The 17,419-nt window shown below is 35.3% G+C and carries 13 protein-coding genes and 1 tRNA gene; 8 read left to right on the top strand and 6 right to left on the bottom strand.

What is annotated here, in order from left to right; all coding sequences use genetic code 11:
* Positions 1-39: 39 nt before the first annotated feature.
* The 3 genes from DRF57_RS13140 to DRF57_RS13130 form a co-directional block, all read right to left on the bottom strand.
* Positions 40-3,114 (bottom strand): DEAD/DEAH box helicase, encoded by a 3,075-nt coding sequence (locus DRF57_RS13140; RefSeq protein WP_206607192.1) that lies wholly within the window; start codon positions 3,112-3,114, stop codon positions 40-42.
* A 516-nt stretch (positions 3,115-3,630) separates the two neighbouring features.
* Positions 3,631-5,127, bottom strand: coding sequence for a hypothetical protein (locus tag DRF57_RS13135; RefSeq protein WP_123863324.1), 1,497 nt, complete (start codon positions 5,125-5,127; stop codon positions 3,631-3,633).
* A 24-nt stretch (positions 5,128-5,151) separates the two neighbouring features.
* Complete coding sequence (locus DRF57_RS13130; RefSeq protein ID WP_115918922.1) at positions 5,152-5,874, bottom strand: hypothetical protein; 723 nt, start codon at positions 5,872-5,874, stop codon at positions 5,152-5,154.
* 1,321 nt (positions 5,875-7,195) lie between these two features.
* On the opposite strand from DRF57_RS13130, the gene DRF57_RS13125 reads away from it, so the two are divergent.
* The 8 genes from DRF57_RS13125 to DRF57_RS13090 all read left to right on the top strand — a co-directional run bounded on the left by DRF57_RS13125 (position 7,196) and on the right by DRF57_RS13090 (position 13,990).
* Positions 7,196-7,534, top strand: coding sequence for a hypothetical protein (locus DRF57_RS13125; RefSeq protein WP_307724817.1), 339 nt, complete (start codon positions 7,196-7,198; stop codon positions 7,532-7,534).
* Positions 7,535-8,109: 575 nt separating this feature from the next.
* Positions 8,110-8,352 (top strand): hypothetical protein, encoded by a 243-nt coding sequence (locus DRF57_RS13120; RefSeq protein WP_115918918.1) that lies wholly within the window; start codon positions 8,110-8,112, stop codon positions 8,350-8,352.
* Entirely contained in the window at positions 8,349-8,657 is a 309-nt protein-coding gene (locus DRF57_RS13115) for a hypothetical protein (RefSeq protein ID WP_115918916.1), read from the top strand. Before DRF57_RS13120 ends, DRF57_RS13115 begins: the two co-directional genes overlap by 4 nt.
* Positions 8,658-8,681: 24 nt before the next feature.
* On the top strand, positions 8,682-9,053 hold the full coding sequence (locus DRF57_RS13110; protein ID WP_241508024.1) for a helix-turn-helix domain-containing protein: 372 nt from the start codon (positions 8,682-8,684) through the stop codon (positions 9,051-9,053).
* 498 nt (positions 9,054-9,551) lie between these two features.
* Positions 9,552-10,643: an AraC family transcriptional regulator gene (locus DRF57_RS13105; protein WP_123863323.1), complete on the top strand. Its 1,092-nt coding sequence runs from the start codon at positions 9,552-9,554 to the stop codon at positions 10,641-10,643.
* Positions 10,644-10,724: 81 nt separating this feature from the next.
* On the top strand, positions 10,725-11,786 hold the full coding sequence (locus DRF57_RS13100) for a hypothetical protein (RefSeq protein WP_115918912.1): 1,062 nt from the start codon (positions 10,725-10,727) through the stop codon (positions 11,784-11,786).
* Positions 11,787-12,130: 344 nt separating this feature from the next.
* Positions 12,131-13,603, top strand: coding sequence for a hypothetical protein (locus DRF57_RS13095; RefSeq protein ID WP_115918910.1), 1,473 nt, complete (start codon positions 12,131-12,133; stop codon positions 13,601-13,603).
* 314 nt (positions 13,604-13,917) lie between these two features.
* Positions 13,918-13,990, top strand: a tRNA-Lys gene (locus DRF57_RS13090).
* A 263-nt stretch (positions 13,991-14,253) separates the two neighbouring features.
* On the opposite strand, the gene DRF57_RS13085 is transcribed toward DRF57_RS13090, so the two are convergent.
* The 3 genes from DRF57_RS13085 to DRF57_RS13075 form a co-directional block, all read right to left on the bottom strand.
* On the bottom strand, positions 14,254-15,474 hold the full coding sequence (locus DRF57_RS13085; RefSeq protein ID WP_115918908.1) for a TCR/Tet family MFS transporter: 1,221 nt from the start codon (positions 15,472-15,474) through the stop codon (positions 14,254-14,256).
* Between the two features lie 120 nt (positions 15,475-15,594).
* Positions 15,595-16,470, bottom strand: coding sequence for a helix-turn-helix domain-containing protein (locus DRF57_RS13080; protein ID WP_115918906.1), 876 nt, complete (start codon positions 16,468-16,470; stop codon positions 15,595-15,597).
* Between the two features lie 192 nt (positions 16,471-16,662).
* Positions 16,663-17,331: a DUF2625 domain-containing protein gene (locus DRF57_RS13075; protein ID WP_115918904.1), complete on the bottom strand. Its 669-nt coding sequence runs from the start codon at positions 17,329-17,331 to the stop codon at positions 16,663-16,665.
* Positions 17,332-17,419 lie beyond the last annotated feature (88 nt).

Raw genomic sequence — 17,419 nt, 5'->3', positions numbered from 1 at the left:
GTTAGTTTTATTAATTTCTGCAAAATATATTTTCTACGTTTATAAAGCATTACACATATCCTTATAGAAGTCACATTGTCCCCATAAATTTTTATTGCCAATGACATAGATGCGTTTCTTTGCCCGGGTGAGTGCTACATTGAGCATATTGGGTTTTTCGGAAGCCCAGTTTCTGGCGCCCGGAGATTTTGGATCACTACCCAAAACAAGAAATACAATATCGGCTTCCTTCCCTTGAAACTTATGAATGGTTCCACAAGATATTTTCGGGTCATTATGAAATTCCCATTCACAAAAATCAGCCACCAAAGAAAAGGGAGAAATAATAAAGATTTCACCCTGATACTTACTTTCTTTTAGTTCTTGTATTTTTATTTTCAGCAATTCAATCTCGCCTTTGAGTGTGTGCTTATTGATCAGATTTGTACCCTCCACATGAAACCACGTAGAGTTTCCAATAAATTTATTTTTGGTGTCATCTTTGGTGTCTTTTACCATTTGCCCGTCGTAGGCTATTTTGTTGGCAATGTCAAACATCGGATTATCGCATCTTCGGTGGGTACGAAGCGGAAAGCCTGTCCATATCTGTTCATCCGAATTTGCAAGAGGCATATAAGTTCCGTTTACCGAGATTCGATCAGCTAATTGCTGCACAGAAGTTTGTACCGGTGACCATATTTTATCTACCTTCTCCTGCTGCATGAGTTTATAAACCAAATTTTTCGGAATGGTTACCACCGGTTCAACTTGTAAAGGATCTCCGACAATTACGCATCGCTTAGATCTGTTAATAATGCCTGCTGCTGATTGTGGAGTAGCTTGTCCGGCCTCATCAATCAGCAACCATCCGATTTGATCTTTTTCTTTATTCGGGAATAAACGACTGACAGAAGCGAGTGTGGTGGATACTACGGGCACGCATAAAAAGAAAGTACTCCATAAATTGTTAACAATATCCTCCCGGACACTTGTATATCCGGAAAGCATTTCAAAAAAAAGACTAAGGTTATTGCGTACATATTTGGCATTTGCCATAATAGCGTGCTGATGAAGTTCTATACTTAACAGAAATATTTCACTTCTCAATTGGGCAATCTGAGCAGAGTGGTAAGGCATTCTTTTATGTATCTCATTCATAGGCAGAGAAACAAAATCAGTGTCCACTAAATTTTCATCAGCAATGCCGTAAAAAGTATGAAGCTCTTCCTGCCTATCAAGATAAAGACTTATAGAGCCTTTTAATGCATCTAATTGCTTTGAAATTTGTTGCAGTTTGGTTTGTATTGATAGTAGTTCCGTATCACACTCTTGCTGCTCTTTACGCAAGGCCCCGCATTGTAATTGTAGGCGATCAAATTGATCGAGGTATTGTTCAACCTTCGTCTTCCATTGTTGATATGAAGACGTTTTAAACAATTTCTGGAAAAAAAACCATGCAGGTTTAGTGGTTTGTAATAGTTGAAGGTTGGTTTGCAAACTTTGGATAGAGGATGCCCGCTCCGTTATTTGTTGTCCAAGCTCACTACTTTTTTCTGCTACCACTTCTTTGTGAGAATCTAATGAGATTACTTCCTGTTCCAGACTGGCCTTTTCCTCTACATCTTTTTGATATTGTGCTAAGCCATTATGGAATGCTGTTGCTTTTTGCTGAAACACATTAAAACTTTTCAAAAGAGCAGTTAGCTTTTCTTTGGTCGTCTCAAAATTTGCACGATGTATCTCACTTTGATCATTTTCTTTATTGCGATATACGTTGTAAAGTAAATCATGGAAACCCATAAAGTTTTTATCTGCATCAGATTTCCAAAAAGTATCTCTAAAATTTTTTCTATTCTCTGCATTTCCCAATGCAGCACTTAAGGTTCCCCAATTGGATGTTTTTGTTAGATACCGGGCTTGTTCCGTAAAATAGGCTGCATGAGGAAAAGCCTTACCGTCTATCTTCTCAAGAGAAGGTAGCTCTTTGGTAATATTTTCTACTGCTGCATTATTATTGCTGGCAACAACAATACCGTATTGATTAATTAGTTTCTTGTTAAGGAGAAAATAACCAGCAAACCCCTCGTCCTTTTCTATTTTCTCATACTTCTTATGAAAAATATTATCGCATCCTAATTTCATCATTTGCATAGCTCTTTTAACAATCACTTCGGCTACAACGTCAAGCAGCAAGGTTGTTTTTCCCGTTCCAGGAGGGCCATTGATGCCTCGTATTCCGCCATCTTCTTCTAAAGCAGAAAACAAATTATTTACTGCGGCAGCTTGTGCTGTATAAAGACTATACGATGGTGAAGATGGCCATTTTCCGGCAGGCATATTTTTAGGGTTAATGCAGTCAAAGAAATGTTTGCGATTAGCTAAAACATCTTTTCTTTGGTTTTCATTATTTTTAAGATTCAGGTATTCCTGTAATGATCTATTGTAGTTCTTAGAATCTAAAGAACATAGATGATTAAGATCATCTAAATAAAAGCTGTTCAGAAAATTGACCTCCAGCTTGTTATTCTTATGAACCTCTTTTGCTATTAAGAATGTTTTTATAGGCTCTGTACTCCATGCCTGTATTTGTTTTTGCAAGTAATCCAATTCATGATGCAATAGTTCCCATGTTACAACCTTTCCCTTTCTTACTGGTTTTTCATCACTTTCAGTTTTATTTTCAGGAATAGGGGGAATATTGTAACGAAGTTCAAAATCTTCTTGTACAGTGTTGAGTAATGATGAAACCTCTTCGCAATTTTTGTTTTGCTCCAACACCTGCATTCCGGCAATATAGGATGCGAGAACATAGCTTCTTTCATCAGGCCTGCCTTCGTCATCCAGAAGGATAGCGGCAAGACAAGTATCTCCGGTTACTGATCGCTCCCAATCTGGTTGGGCATCTTTTACCTCTAACAAGGCATCAATCTTTTCTACCACTTTTTTCTTATCTAATTTTCCAAAAAGTAAAGTGTATTGCCAAACGTAGTTTTTCCTTGCAGGTCGTTCTCCCTGTAACCAGGGCAAAGGGCTATTTTCTATAAGTGGATAACTGTCTTTATTAAATTGAGGAAGATCGAAAACCTCTACATTTCTCCAAAAATTAAGTACATGTTGCTCTGATGTGCTCATCATTCATTAGTTTGTACCACTATATTACGAAAAATATAAAAACTTTTTGATTTATAGATTATCAATGTAGAAAGACAAAATTGTTTTTCAAAATAATTTGCCCTTGTCTAAATTGACATACACATTGGAGTGAAAAACTTTAAGTGGATATTTAAGACTTGTACGAGATGTCATTAATTATATATCAATTTCAGATAATTTAGTCAAATCCTCTATAAAAGTGTTCGAGAACTGTATCTTTGCGGTCACTTGAACGGATGAAGCATTTTTTACAATGTTTTGTCCGTTTTTTTTGCTTTGTAATGGCTTGTTAATAAGTGGATGTGTTTAAAATGCATGTTTTTCAACGACCTTTTTTGTTACAATATCACCATTCCTACAAAGGAGAGAGACCTGGAAGCATATTTAATGTATCCAAAAACAGAAACAAGACATTGGAAGATTTCCAACATCCTGTTTCCAGTACAAAGTCCCTAAATAAAAAATTAAATATAACAGAGAGCAAGATTATTGATCTCTTTATAATCCCTTAGATTTATCCATGGCATATGCTACAAGGTTATGAAGGAATTTCTCCTGTGCACTATCTATAACCACATCTGAATCTGTGTTTGCCACAAATGGTCCCTTGAAATATCCGTAATTTACAAAGATAACCCTACCTTCATATTCCCCTCCTAATGTAAAAACCGTAGCATAATCAGAATATGTTTTATTGACGGCAAATACAGTGCTCCCTGCAGGAAGATCATTTGCTCTATATCCCATTTGGTTAGCTAAGCCAGTACCCAATTCATCTCCTTCAGTAACGGAACCAAAATTTTGTACTGAACCGGGGAAATTCTCCTTTACTTTTCCATGTGACTCTGCGAACTGGGTAAATAACCTCAAGGAGCCATTACTTAGTGACCCATTCAACCCAAATTTATTCAGTAGATAACTTTTGTAAAGATAAAATTTACTTGCCGACGGCCCGTTATCTAAGGCAATAATAGCAACTCCTCCTGCTTTTACAAAGTCTCTGATCAATTCAAAATCTTTTTCAATCTGCGATTCTTGAGTAACATAGGAATTAACTCCCCAATGGGCAACCTCAAGAATATCAAAAGAAGATCTCATCTTTTTCCCAGTTGCAAAATCCCTTACCTGAGTGTAACTATTTCCATTAAGTGCTGCTTGTTGTAAAGTAAATATATCATATGGATATGAAGTACCTTCCAGCGTGGCATAAAAAATTCCTTCTATCTTTTTTATCCCCGCAGGGCCATAATTAGATTCTTTACGCATTTGATTGGTGAATTTGCGTGCACCATAGTCATTGCCCTGACCTGTAAGCAAAATACTGTTTGCTCCATAAGATCCTATCCTTGCATAACCAGATGCTCCTCCGCCAGTATCCGGTTTCTTTACTACATTTACAATAACCGGGCAGGTTTGCCCTCCTACTGAAATAACAAATACAGCTGTTCCCTCTCCGGAAGCAATTCCTGATACTACGAAAGTCAGTGTCCCATTCCCGTTTTCAAAGGTTCCTGGGGCCAATGTTGCTGTTAGTCCTGTCACTCCAGATGAGCTTACACTCACTGCAGGGTATGACTTGCCATTTCCTCCGGTGTATGGGATCTTAAAAGTTCCGTATGAATATACATTAGCGGCAAATGTTCCGTTTATGGTGGCATTATTGCAATCCAGCGTCTGAATTACGCCTAAAGGAGCCGTTTCAGCATTTCCGATACAGTCACTCCAGTCTGCGGTCTGTTTCAGTCTTACACAGTCCTTTGTACTGTCATAAAAGATTGTTCCCGGAGCCACAGCATTATTGGGGACTGCATTTTTAATATTATTTGCAGCAGCATTGGTTGGAAGTACCAGTCCCATATCATAGCTGTATTTATCTCCGTCTTTCTTGTTAATGTCTAAAGCGCCCCGCGGCACAGGCGAACCTATGCCTACCTGGCCGTACGTCATTGAAACGCTCAATAAAACTCCTGCAATCAGGAATACTTTTTTATTCATTTTTTTCATTTTCTTATGTTTGTTTTATATCGAAATATTCTTTTTGTCTTTTCTGATGGTAAGGATTTTATCTTCAGCGTTAAAGGTTTTGCCAGGATTCAAAGCAGCAATATTGGGTTTAGCAATCACCGGTACACTGACCACACAGTTTTTCCCTCCTATCATGATCACAAATAGGGCATCTCCTGCGGAAGCTGGAATTCCCGATACCACAAAAGTAAGTTCACCAGTTCCTGTCTGAAAATACCCTGGTGCCAGTGTTGCCTTTAATCCTGTCACTGCTATTGATTCTACATTTAGTGTCGGATATGATTTACCGTTTCCTCCGGTATACTTGATTGTAAAAGTACCATACGAATGTACTTCCGCAGCAAATGTTCCGCTTATGATAAGTTGTGGATCATTACAAACCAGCGATACCACACTACCGGAAGGGACAGTTTCAATAGCAGCCAGGCAATCACTCCAGTCCGGAATCTGTCTTAATCTTATACAGTCTTTGGTACTGTCATAAAAAATCGTTCCGGGAGCCACTGAAGTGTTGGGAACTGCATTTTTAATCTTGGCAGCTGCGTCATTGGTAGGCAGTACCAATCCCATATCATAGCTATACTTGTCTCCGTCTTTCTTGTTAATATCAAGAGCTCCTCTTGGTGTTGGAGAACCCATACCAATTTGGCCATACACAGAAATGTTCAATAAAATTCCTGTTGCCACGAGCAGATTCTTACTTGTTTTTTTCATCATTATGCTAATATTATTCTGTTTAACTGGTCTATTTTCAACCTATTTATTATTACAGAATAAAAGCAGGCTATCATGGAGGAGGGTCTCACGGGTATACTTTTTCATCATCTGTGTGTCTTTTCACCATCTGCATTTTTTATATACCGTCAACAGCCTGCTTTAAATCTGTATAAATACATTGAGATGTACTTGCTGTATTTTTTGAATTGGAGGATTTAGAGAAGCAACAATTTTTAATCATTGCTGTTCGATCTAAAAAAATAAATGTTATCCTGAAATATTGAGGTGGCAAAATTAAAACTTGATATAAAAACACAAATAAAAAATGTAAAAATCAGCTCTGATATTTTGTAAAATCACGTTTACGATTTGGTTATTTTGTTGATTTTTAGTAATTTATTATGTCTGGTGAATTGTAATAAAAATTTAAATTTATTTTCCAAAAAAAATATTCATTTGAAATAAATCAAAAAATATTCTTCATTTTTTTCTAAAAAAACTCTTGATAGGGTTTATCGTGTTCTGTATTTGCCTGCATGATCTAATATCAAAAACTCCTTGGTTGATATTTGCAAATACCGAGTAGGTAGGTATAGAATATTTTTGAAATATCTTTTGTATACTATGTTACCGGACAAGGTAGATTTACTTTTAAAAAGAATGGGTTGGTAAGCTAATTTTTTGAGGTTTATTTTTGAACCACATAATTCCAGGATCTGCAATTCTGTTATTTATTCTTAACTTAAAACTTAGTATACTTTTGGAGAGTTATTTCTTTTTTTATCTTGCGGAATACATGTTTACTATACCTTATAAATCAGATCTCTCTAAGCTGAAGAAGTTGTTTTTTTAGTCGACATTGCTATTATAAGGTATTTTAAGAATTATATTTAATATATCTAAAGAATAGGCTTTAGTATTTGAAAATGTGAGTGTTGCTAAATTGTAAAATTCGATTTTACAAAATGTCAGCATTGATTTTTATGTTTTATTGCGATTCTATTTATGATGCAAAATAATTTTGCACTGTTATAAAAAAATAACGATTTCCCAAATTTAACTTTCAAGTTTTTTGCAAATCAGCGGGTTGTGAGTGATGATTAAAGTGCATTTGATGAACACCTACACAGGTTGATGAAAAATGTCATAAGCAGCCGGCGATTGAGGAGGGTTTTCCTCCTCAAGATTTGTAAAATGAAAAAATCAACTAAAGCATAATAATAACATAAAAGTGGAGGATTTTAAAAATATACATTTAGGAGCCTGTATTAAGCGCATGGTAAAGGAGCGCATGATCGGTAGTAATAGGATGATGAAATTCATGAAGCTTACAGAGGCAGAGATAGAAAAGATGTATCAGTGCAGATCACTGGATACAGAAGTTGTGTTGCGTTGGAGTAAGTTATTGCAATATGATTTTTTCAGGTTGTATTCTCAGCATATGATATTATATGCTCCTATGCCTGCTCTGAAAATGAATGTAGAATCCACAAGTGTGCTGCCACAGTTTAGAAAGAATATTTATACCCCGGAGATTATCGAATTTATTCTGGAACTTATTGACACCGAAAAGAAAACAAAACAGCAGGTCATCAATGAGTACAAAATTCCTAAAACTACATTATATAAGTGGATCTCCAAATACAGACAGAGGAATTAACAAGACAGTCAAAGTTTTTTCTTTAAAGCTATAAGACCCTATTTGAAGGGTATTGAAATCAAACTTCAGTAAAGTTTGCATGATAAGATAGACAGGGATTAGCTTCAGTGTTGACATGATGTCTATATGGTGCAAATTGATGGTCTGAATGCTACTATGGAAGCAGGATAATTTAACCTTTTTCAGATAGGAGTAGAGCTATCGGCTACTTCTGAATCACCATTTGCCATTTAGGGTGGCGAGATATTTATCGGCAATAGGCTGGTCGCTGTATGAAGTGATCAGGGTAATAGATTCCAGGGAAGGTAAATAACTAGCCGGGGATTACGCATCAATCTATACCTCAGAAAGTGCGGATGTGGACAACGATTCTATTAATGTAGAATACGGAAAGGTTTTCACAACTATCTTCATGTTGGAAACCAAAATTCTTCAACAGTAATGACCAATTATTTCACCTTGAAATCAAACTTAAAAATGGATATCATGGAAGATGTGAAATAGGAAGGATCGTCCTTTTTTCTCCGTGGCGGAATCTCACGACGATACATGAAATAACCGGAAATTTTATAGGAATGAACATAAATAAAGAAACCAGAAAATATCATCTGCTTGGCAAAAATAAATATAAAGTATATGAAACTATGAATGGTTATCCCGACAAGGAATATGGAAATAGGTGGTATTATATATTGGAAGTATCATGGTTTATCAGAAAAACAATATTGATTATTGATTTTGAAGATGATACAGTACAGTATATAGGGGTGAGGGTATTGTATGTAAATCCTCTGAGGGGAATAAAAAACAGCTTATGAAGAAAAATAAAAATGATGTCGTAGATATTGCTATCCACGGTCTTACAAAGACCGATATAAAGCAGCTATTAGGTTCTGAATTCAACTTCTTTCAGTCCGACTTCTGGAGATATGAACTCAAAGCAGAATGGTGGGAAACCTCCAGGGAGCTGTATCTTATTTTTGAAGGCGAAATTATTAAGAAAGCCTATTTTAGAATAACGTATTTCGGTGGGCTTTTCAGGTCGGAAAAAAAAACACTAAAATCTATCAGGATAAACTCTCTTTTGCATAGCTCAGATGGGAATATTCAAAACTATTTTTAGTATTGAAAATAAGAATGAAGAATCTTGAACTTTTTAAAAAAAGAAAACATAAACAAGAAAGAAATGCCGGATTATAAAAAGATTTATACAGATATGATCGAAATGAAATATCCTGAAAAAAAAGAATTCTGTAGGGAGATCCTGGAAAGTGATAAGCTTTTGGCTCTTGATATAATTGCATTGAACAAAATTATTTTTGGAAAGAGTATACAGGAAAAAAAGCATCGGTCTTATGATAAGACCTCTATACTCAAAATGTTGGATCACCAGGAGCAGAATAATATGACCAATGTCGCCATGTCAAGGAGTATTGGAATCAGCCGCAATAGTATTGCTAAATGGAAAAAAATGTATCTCAAGAATATAGATCGTAAAGATGATAAAAGGATTATATAACTCCTGATTATAAAGAATGTGATGAATACAAAATTGAGAAAATATTCCTGGTTATTGGCATATTTTTATGAATGTCTGGTTATGCACAGGTTGCCATTGGAAAAACTGAGGTAAATGCTATTATTAAAGCTACTTCCGGTTAATCCCATGAACAGAACTGTTGACCTGGATTCAGAAAATTTTAATGGATTCAATTTTCAAAAATATAACAAGAATAAATATAAAGTGATAAGTCGTTTTTTTATATTAAGTAACTGATAATTATTGCTTTGTGTTTTAGTTGCAAACTAATGATGCATAGGGTATATACCTTTGTTTTTGTACTGTAAAGATTGGAAGAGATAATATTGAACATTTATTACAGATAATTGAAATCCATTTTTTATTTTCATCATGTATAATTTCATATTTTTGTACTGAATGGGGTATGATTTAGATTATTTTGTCTGTATTTAATTTGTTATGGAACTGCTAAAAACTATATACATTTCTCTACCCATGGTATCCTCACTTACATTTGGGATGCTGTTTGCCATTGCATTCCGGCAGGGACTTACCAAAACAGAACGTAAAGCCAGGAAATTACTGTGTATCTATTTTATCCTGATGAGCTTTGTCTGGCTGTATTTACAGATTTATACTTTTTATGATCATACCCTGAAGTATTTTGCTCCTCTGATGGGCTTTATGCTCCAGATTAATCAGGTGGTTTTTTATCATTTTATGCGGATCTTGAGTCCTGTCGAAAAAAATGGACCAAAGCATATAGAGTTTCATTATATTATACCGTTGATGCTTTTGTTGGCTTCAGGAGTCTTCATGATATCTTATATTTTTACTGAACAGCTGTCAGACAATGCTATTGCTACTTTGTTTCTGCCTTATGTTTATCTTTCGAGTTTATTTTTCTCATTATATTACTCTATAATAATAGCCAGAAGAATCATCCTGTATAAAAAGAGAATAATACAGGAATATGGAGAAGAGAAATGGAAGCCAATGCGTTGGATAGAGCTTGTTGTATGGCTGCGGGTAATATTTGCCGTTTTATTTGGGATTAAGCTTCAGGTGTATCATGTGTATGGATTCATGGCAGTACTGGTTCCTGTACAACATATTATTATTGTATATTATATGCTGATGAAGAGCTACACCATATTGCCTTTTGGTGAGAAAAATGCTCTATTGGTAGGTGGAGGTGAGATCATAACAGTATACAACGAGCAGCTGCATGAAGATCCCAACATTCAGGAAGAGCTAAAAAAAGAAGTTCAGCTTTTGAGCAGGTCTGAATTTGAAGACTATTATAAAACGTATAAACCCTATTTGAATCTATCTTTTAAAATTATTGATTTGGTAGAGTATTTTAAGATCAATAGAACGTATTTATCAGGATTTATCAATCAGGTATACGGCGTTAATTTTTCGCAATATAACAATCTATGGAGGCTGAAAGAAGTGGAATATCTTCAAAGTCTTCCTGAGCATAAGGGCAAAAATCAAGAAGAATTAGCTCTATTGGCAGGATTCAATAACCCAAGATCTTATTGGCGGGCAAAAAAAATGGCAGAACAGACAAAAACTAATTAAATGGATATAGAACGATTTTTTTTAATTCTGTCTTTTTCGATTTCAATATTTTCAGCGTTGCTTTGCATGGTGTTGCTTTTGATGAAAATAGCGACAAAAAACCTGGATAAGTTTGTGAAAAGAATGATTCTATTGCTTATTACTAGTTTTACAGTAGAAGTAGTCTATTTGCTGACCATATTTTTTTATAATTTCAACACTCAGGTATTTATACAGCTAAAGGCTCTTAATTTCTTTGCAATGCTTGTACTTCCGGTACTTTTTTATCATTTTGTTTTTAAGCTTACCCGGTTGAGGACCTCTGAGGATTTTAAACTGTCTCATTATGTTTTGCCCTTTTTATTGGCTTTGCTGTATGGTGTTTTGTTTTCAATGGCTCCGGAGGAATTAAAGACAGATACAAGTGATAAATTACCTAACTGGATAAAAGGACAGGAAGTATATATCATTTTTAATTATAGTCGATTTTACATAAGACTTGTTGTCTTGGTTATTTATGTTTATCTGTCTGTTAAAAGGCTTATCCATTACAGGAATGAAATTATACAGTATTCATCTGACACTATAGTGTCTTCATTAACATGGCTTTATCAAATTTTTGGTATGGCTCTTTTGATCTTTCCTTTTCCAATATTATATTATTTTACTTCTAATGATATATACATAAGGTTCATAGGTCTTTTAGTTCCTAATCTGTCGGTCCTTATGTTTAATGTGGTACTCTGTTATAATATTTTTCAGCAAAATTTTGTACTTCTTACAGAAGATATAATAGTAGACAAGTTTTCAGATCTGGAGAAAAATGGAAATGATTACCTTAGCCACAAAGAGGTTCATGCGTATATGATGACTAAAAAACCCTATCTGGATCCCTATTTGAAAATTACAGACCTGGTACCTGTTTTTGCAACGAACCGTACCTATCTGTCTTCATTTATCAATACCACCTACGGGCTTAACTTCAGCATGTATATCAACAAATTCAGGCTTGAGGAATTCTACTATCTTAAAGGGTTACCTGAAAATAAAGATATGGATATAGATGAATTGGTATATCTTTCCGGTTTTCGAAGTTTTCAGAGCTTAAAGAGGAGTGAAAAAATACTGTCATCTTTACCGGAATTTGCAATAAAAGAATCATAAACAGAAAGTTTTACAAAAATAATCTCCATCGTATATCTGTTTTTTTTGATTCTTTTTATTGATTCAATGTGTTTGTTTTCAGTCGTTTATCATATTGTAAATACCCTTTTGTTAATCTGTCAGATAGGATTTGTATGTTTTTTTTAAACATTACAAATTTGCCCCTGTAATTTTGCCCCTCTAAAAAATAAGTTCATAATACTATTTTTATCAAGGTCTTAAAGTGGAAATTAGAGATAACCTCTACTTTAAAATACATCTGGGTTTTAGATCGTAACAAACAAAGTTATTTAATTTTAATTGCCCAACTTGGAATTAGTATTGTTGCTGAAAATAATTAAATTATGATGAAAGATAGAAGTGTAATACATGTAGTGGTACAGAAATTAACAATAATAATCCTTTCCATCTTTAGCGCAGTAGAGTTGTATGGGCAAGTCGGGATCAATACACCCGAGCCCCATGCTTCGGCGGCCTTGGATGTAACAGCCAAAAACAAAGGTTTTCTTCCTCCAAGAATTACTTTAACGGGAGTTCAGGATACCCTCACCATTGCAAATCCGGCAGTAGGGCTCCTGATATATAACACTGTGACATCAGGTACCGGGGTAAATGCTGTTATTCCGGGATATCATTATTGGAATGGAAGTCGTTGGGCTTTACTGGGAGCCTCCACTAATACCTGGGGGACGCTCGGAAACAGCGGTACCAGTCCGGAAACAAATTTTATAGGAACGAATGACAATCAGGATCTTATATTGAAGCGTGGTGGGGTAATAGCCGGCAGATTGAGTGGAGTGGGGATCTATAATACTTCTTTTGGGGTAGGCTCTTATAAAGGGAATGTAGGGTTAATAGGACGATGGAATACAGCCATCGGGTATGAAAGTCTCAAAGGGGAGGATGGAAATATGAAGGCCCATGATAATACGGCGGTAGGAAGTTTTAGTTTAACATCTAATACCGTTGGTGAAGCAAATACAGCGGTCGGATTTGAGGCATTAAAATGGAATACAAGTGGAAAATGGAATATTGGGGTAGGATATCGAAGTCTGGGAGGAAATAAAACCGGAAGCCATAATATTGCTATTGGTACTGATGTAATGGCTAATAATCCAAAGGGGCTTGAAAATACAGCTCTGGGATTTTTGTCTTTAGCCAATCAAACTTCGGGAAATCAGAACGTCGCATTGGGGGCGTATTCAGGTATAGGATGGTTTACGGGAGACAATAATGTCATAGTTGGTAATAAAGCTGGTCTGAATCAGGTTTCCGGATCAAATAATATTGTTTTGGGATCGAATACTGAATTAAAGGATATATCAGGAAGCAATCAACTCAATATAGGGAACAGCGTTTACGGAACCAACATAAATGCCGGCGTGAATACCTATGCCAATATAGGAATTAATGCTGCTGCACCAGGCAATAGCTTAGAAGTTAAAAGTGCTGAGCCCAACACATCAGGGGTGCGGTTGACAAATCTTAAAGGGGCAACTCAATTGGGAACTAATGCTCAGGGAGATATTATTGACATTCAGACTTCTGTTAAAACAATAGCTGCCGATTATTCTATTGCAGAATCAGATGAAATTATTCTGGTAGATACCTCTTCTGTAGAGGTTACCCTTACTTTACCAAGTTCATCTCAAAAAGGCAGGAAAATAGTGATTAAAAAAATGGATAATTCGCCAAATAAGATATTGATTCAATCTGCAAGTCAGATAGATAAACAAACTAATATATCTGTCAGCCTGCCGTTTTCAGCGGTGACCTTGCTGGATGACGGAAGCAGCTACTGGATTATTGGAACATAAATACTATTCAATTGAGCTTCTAGTCAATATATGGTAGCTTTTCAGGATGGGAGAAAATTAAGGTATAAATTCAGTAAAACGTCATGTGTTGTTTTTCGCATGGCGTTTTTGTGAGCAATAATTTAATTAACAATTACTTAGAAATAAAGGAGTCGTCAATGGATGACTGTAAATCTGCAAACTTCTTCTGTGGCGTGAAATTTATCGAATAAAAGTGTGAAAAAAAGTTGGAGTTAAAAAGTATTTTTCTATCTTTGCAGTCCCTTAAACAAAGGGATTTACTTAAAAATGGAAACATCAAAAAGTAGATGACCGACTCGGTAGCTCAGCTGGTAGAGCAATACACTTTTAATGTATGGGTCCTGGGTTCGAATCCCAGCCGGGTCACTTAATAGGACAAATCTAAACAATCTAGATTTGTCCTATTTTTTTGCTCTTAAGTTTATTGGTACGCTGATAGACAGGTTCGGTTGCTGAATTTATTCTTAGACTTCGATGTAGTATTCCATCAAAAACCAAAAATTCAGGGAAGCTTTTTACATTCAATTTGAAATTTGTGGAAATGGGTAGTGATGGAGAATCAATTATTTACTCTATAGTTTTAATAAAAATGGTATAAAAGTTATTTGACTGATTTTTTAATCTTTAGATTACTGTTTACTTTTTCGTTGAAAAGAAAAATATATAATAATTGCACTAATAGCCATTAAAATGGATGCTAGAAAAAATGGCGCTCCTGAAAATTCAAATGGCGCTTTATCATGGGTGAAATAATAGAATAAGTTGGTCATGATCGGAGGGCCTATAATAGAAGTAGCACTCACTAAACTTGCTAATGCCCCCTGAAGTTCGCCCTGCTCATTTGAAGGGACATTTTTACTGATTATTGATTGTAATGCCGGTCCACAGATTCCTCCTAAAGAATATGGGATAAGGAAAACAAACATCATCCACCCTTGATTGGTAAATGCAAACAGCATTAAACCCAAGGCATAGAATAGCAACCCAAGATATACACTTTTCTGTTCTCCTAATTTTAGGATTGTCCATCTTATTAGAACTCCTTGTACTAATCCTATCAATAACCCAAGAAACCCAAGTGATAAGCCTACCATTCGTTCTGTCCAATTAAATTTATACATGGTAAAGAAATGCCAGTTGCTCTGTACAGCATGGAGAGCCACATAGACGAAAATTAAAGCAACGACAAGGGTTGATATTTTTGATTGTTTTCTCAAAAAATTAAATGTTCCTATAGGATTTGCACGTTTCCAGCTAAATGATCGACGTTTATCTTTTTCTAAACTTTCTGGTAGTACAAACAACCCGTAAAGAAAATTAACCATGCATAATATAGCCGCAACATAAAAGGGAACTCTTGCTCCATAATGTCCAAGTAACCCCCCGATTACTGGGCCTATAATAAACCCTAATCCAAAAGCTGCACCTATTAAGCCGAAATTTTTGGCTCTATCTTCATCGGTGGATATGTCTGCTATATATGCACTGGCAGTTGAAAGGCTAGCCCCAGTAAGCCCTGCAATGATTCTTCCAAAAAACAACCAACCCATGGAAGGGGCAATTGCTAATAGCACATAGTCAATAGCAAATCCAAAAAGAGAAATTAAAATAATTGGACGTCTTCCATATTGATCACTGAGGTTGCCCACTATAGGTGCAAATATAAATTGCGTAATAGCATAAGTGAAGCCGAGCCAACCTCCATATTTTGCAGCTTCACTAAGGTCACTATGGATAAGCTCTCCAATGAGTTTAGGAACCACGGGAAGTATAATTCCCCAACCTGTAATATCAATCAACAACGTGATAAATATAAATCCAATAGCTGCTTTTCTACCTGTTTTTTTCATGCTGTAAAATTATACAGAGATAAAAAGAAGGTATTAACAATTTAATGGTGTTTACATACAATTTGAAAGCTAATAATGTTCAGTGATCTGTAAATAGTGTTCGTACATAAACGATATACATTATGATTCGTTTCTATATGTTTTTGGTGACATTCCTACTATTCTTTTAAAGTATCTGCAAAAGACACTGGTTTCTTCAAAATAAAGCTCATTGCTAATTTCTTTAATTGATAAATTAGAGGATTTTAATAAGGTTTTAGCATGCAGAATTGTGATATGATCAATCCACTGTAATGCAGATTTTCCAGTTTTCTGTTTCAGGAAAGAGGAAAGATATTGTGGTGTTAAATGTAGTTTTTTAGCATAAAATGCAACGTTTCTTTGTTCGTTAGCATGCTTTGAAATGAGTAGATAAAAATCGTCTATAATCTCATGTGTTCGGTTTTTTACTAAGCTTTTGTTATTCGCTAAATGAGAATATACCTCAGAAATCATACTAATGAGAACCATAACAAGATGCCGTAGCATTTGTGTCTTATGAGGACTCGGTTTTTTATGATAGAAGTTTTGTATAAGGGTCAATAATTCATTTTGAAGCGTTATGTCTTCGGGTTGAAGTCTGATAATTGGTTGCCATCTAATTTGATTATTCATTACAAACTCACGTAGAATGGGAAATTCTGTAATAAAATCTAATGAAAGACCAATTGTGACTATTTGTGCATCTTCACTTAATGACTTTGTGTCGATCATCAATTGTGGTTGTAAAATAGCAATATCACCCGTATTTATTTCATACTCTAAAAAATGGATTTGCGATTTCATGGATCCTTGGACCATGAACCCTAGTAATAGACCATCAAATAGTCGACTATGACTTGTATATTTCTTATTGGGGTCATTTTGCTGATTAAGAATAACTATCCCTTCCGTCTTTTTTAAAGGATCAAGATTGTACAGTTTATAGACATTATCCAAAGTTATAAATAGAGCCATGTGCAAATATCGAAAAAAACACACCGCTGTAGCAAACGTTATGAGGTACTACTTTAAAAATCGTATACAAATACCATGAAAATTAAAAATCATCTATGAATTAATTTACGTCTCGACTGCTTAATTTGTGCTTCCTCCTTCGAGAGGTTTTATAATTACTGACAGAATTAACGGGTCAATTTGAACGGGTTACTATGGGGCAAGCTTTGCAGATCCTATAGTCAAATTATAGTTTTCTTCAATCGGCACTAATTTTCTGGCTGTTTTTTCTATGTCTTTTCCTTCTTTAGTCCATAAAAATGGTACAAATGAATAGACTTGGTTGCCGCTTGCTTTTTTTACGTCGTCTTGCCAATTTTTCCATCTGAAAATCTCATAAAACGTATTGATATCACCAACCAAAGCCCAATAAAGAAATTCAAAATAGTTGGTGTCTAAACATTCCCATTCAAGAGTGTCTTGTGGTAAATAATAAACTTTCCCAATCTCACTTCCAATTCCGCCGGCGTTTAGGGCAAAATATCCACCGATTACATCGTCGGCAATTAAAAAATGTGAGGGTTGGTCACCATAATTTTCAAAAGTTTTTCCTTTATTCCATTCAGCCAAACCCCGGTCTAGTTTTTTACTTCCTGAACCTAAAATTCTAAGCCAGCCGTTGTCAATTAATATACCGCCCGTTTCGTAGATTACAGCACCCATTGACGAACGTGTTGTGACTTGAGTATTCACAAGTTCTTTTTCTGCTCTTTTCTCGTCTTTTGGTAAAATTTCATATTCGTTTTGGGCTTCATTTAACCATTCTGTTACTAATTCCCAACCTGGCTCTTCCAGGTGTATTAAATCTTCAAGTGTCTTCATATTTTGTTCGTTTTTGTTGGTGTAGGTTGGTTCTGTAAAATTATCACTACTTTTTTCGACTTTACGTTTGGGCGAGAACATGAAGCAT

It is taken from the genome of Chryseobacterium rhizosphaerae (genome assembly GCF_003385455.1).
GTDB lineage: Bacteria > Bacteroidota > Bacteroidia > Flavobacteriales > Weeksellaceae > Chryseobacterium > Chryseobacterium rhizosphaerae.
The sequence above is the reverse complement of the archived record's forward strand: the minus strand, read 5'-3'. Positions and strand labels throughout refer to the sequence as shown.

Excerpts from the sequence above, each read along its gene's own strand:
- DRF57_RS13125 (WP_307724817.1), top strand. The coding sequence starts at position 7,196 with ATGAAGCTTACAGAGGCAGAGATAGAAAAGATGTATCAGTGCAGATCA.
- DRF57_RS13140 (WP_206607192.1), bottom strand. The coding sequence starts at position 3,114 with ATGATGAGCACATCAGAGCAACATGTACTTAATTTTTGGAGAAATGTA.
- DRF57_RS13105 (WP_123863323.1), top strand. The coding sequence starts at position 9,552 with ATGGTATCCTCACTTACATTTGGGATGCTGTTTGCCATTGCATTCCGG.
- DRF57_RS13120 (WP_115918918.1), top strand. The coding sequence starts at position 8,110 with ATGAACATAAATAAAGAAACCAGAAAATATCATCTGCTTGGCAAAAAT.
- DRF57_RS13100 (WP_115918912.1), top strand. The coding sequence starts at position 10,725 with ATGAAAATAGCGACAAAAAACCTGGATAAGTTTGTGAAAAGAATGATT.
- DRF57_RS13080 (WP_115918906.1), bottom strand. The coding sequence starts at position 16,470 with ATGGCTCTATTTATAACTTTGGATAATGTCTATAAACTGTACAATCTT.
- DRF57_RS13115 (WP_115918916.1), top strand. The coding sequence starts at position 8,349 with ATGAAGAAAAATAAAAATGATGTCGTAGATATTGCTATCCACGGTCTT.
- DRF57_RS13085 (WP_115918908.1), bottom strand. The coding sequence starts at position 15,474 with ATGAAAAAAACAGGTAGAAAAGCAGCTATTGGATTTATATTTATCACG.
- DRF57_RS13135 (WP_123863324.1), bottom strand. The coding sequence starts at position 5,127 with ATGAATAAAAAAGTATTCCTGATTGCAGGAGTTTTATTGAGCGTTTCA.
- DRF57_RS13075 (WP_115918904.1), bottom strand. The coding sequence starts at position 17,331 with ATGAAGACACTTGAAGATTTAATACACCTGGAAGAGCCAGGTTGGGAA.
- DRF57_RS13095 (WP_115918910.1), top strand. The coding sequence starts at position 12,131 with ATGATGAAAGATAGAAGTGTAATACATGTAGTGGTACAGAAATTAACA.
- DRF57_RS13130 (WP_115918922.1), bottom strand. The coding sequence starts at position 5,874 with ATGATGAAAAAAACAAGTAAGAATCTGCTCGTGGCAACAGGAATTTTA.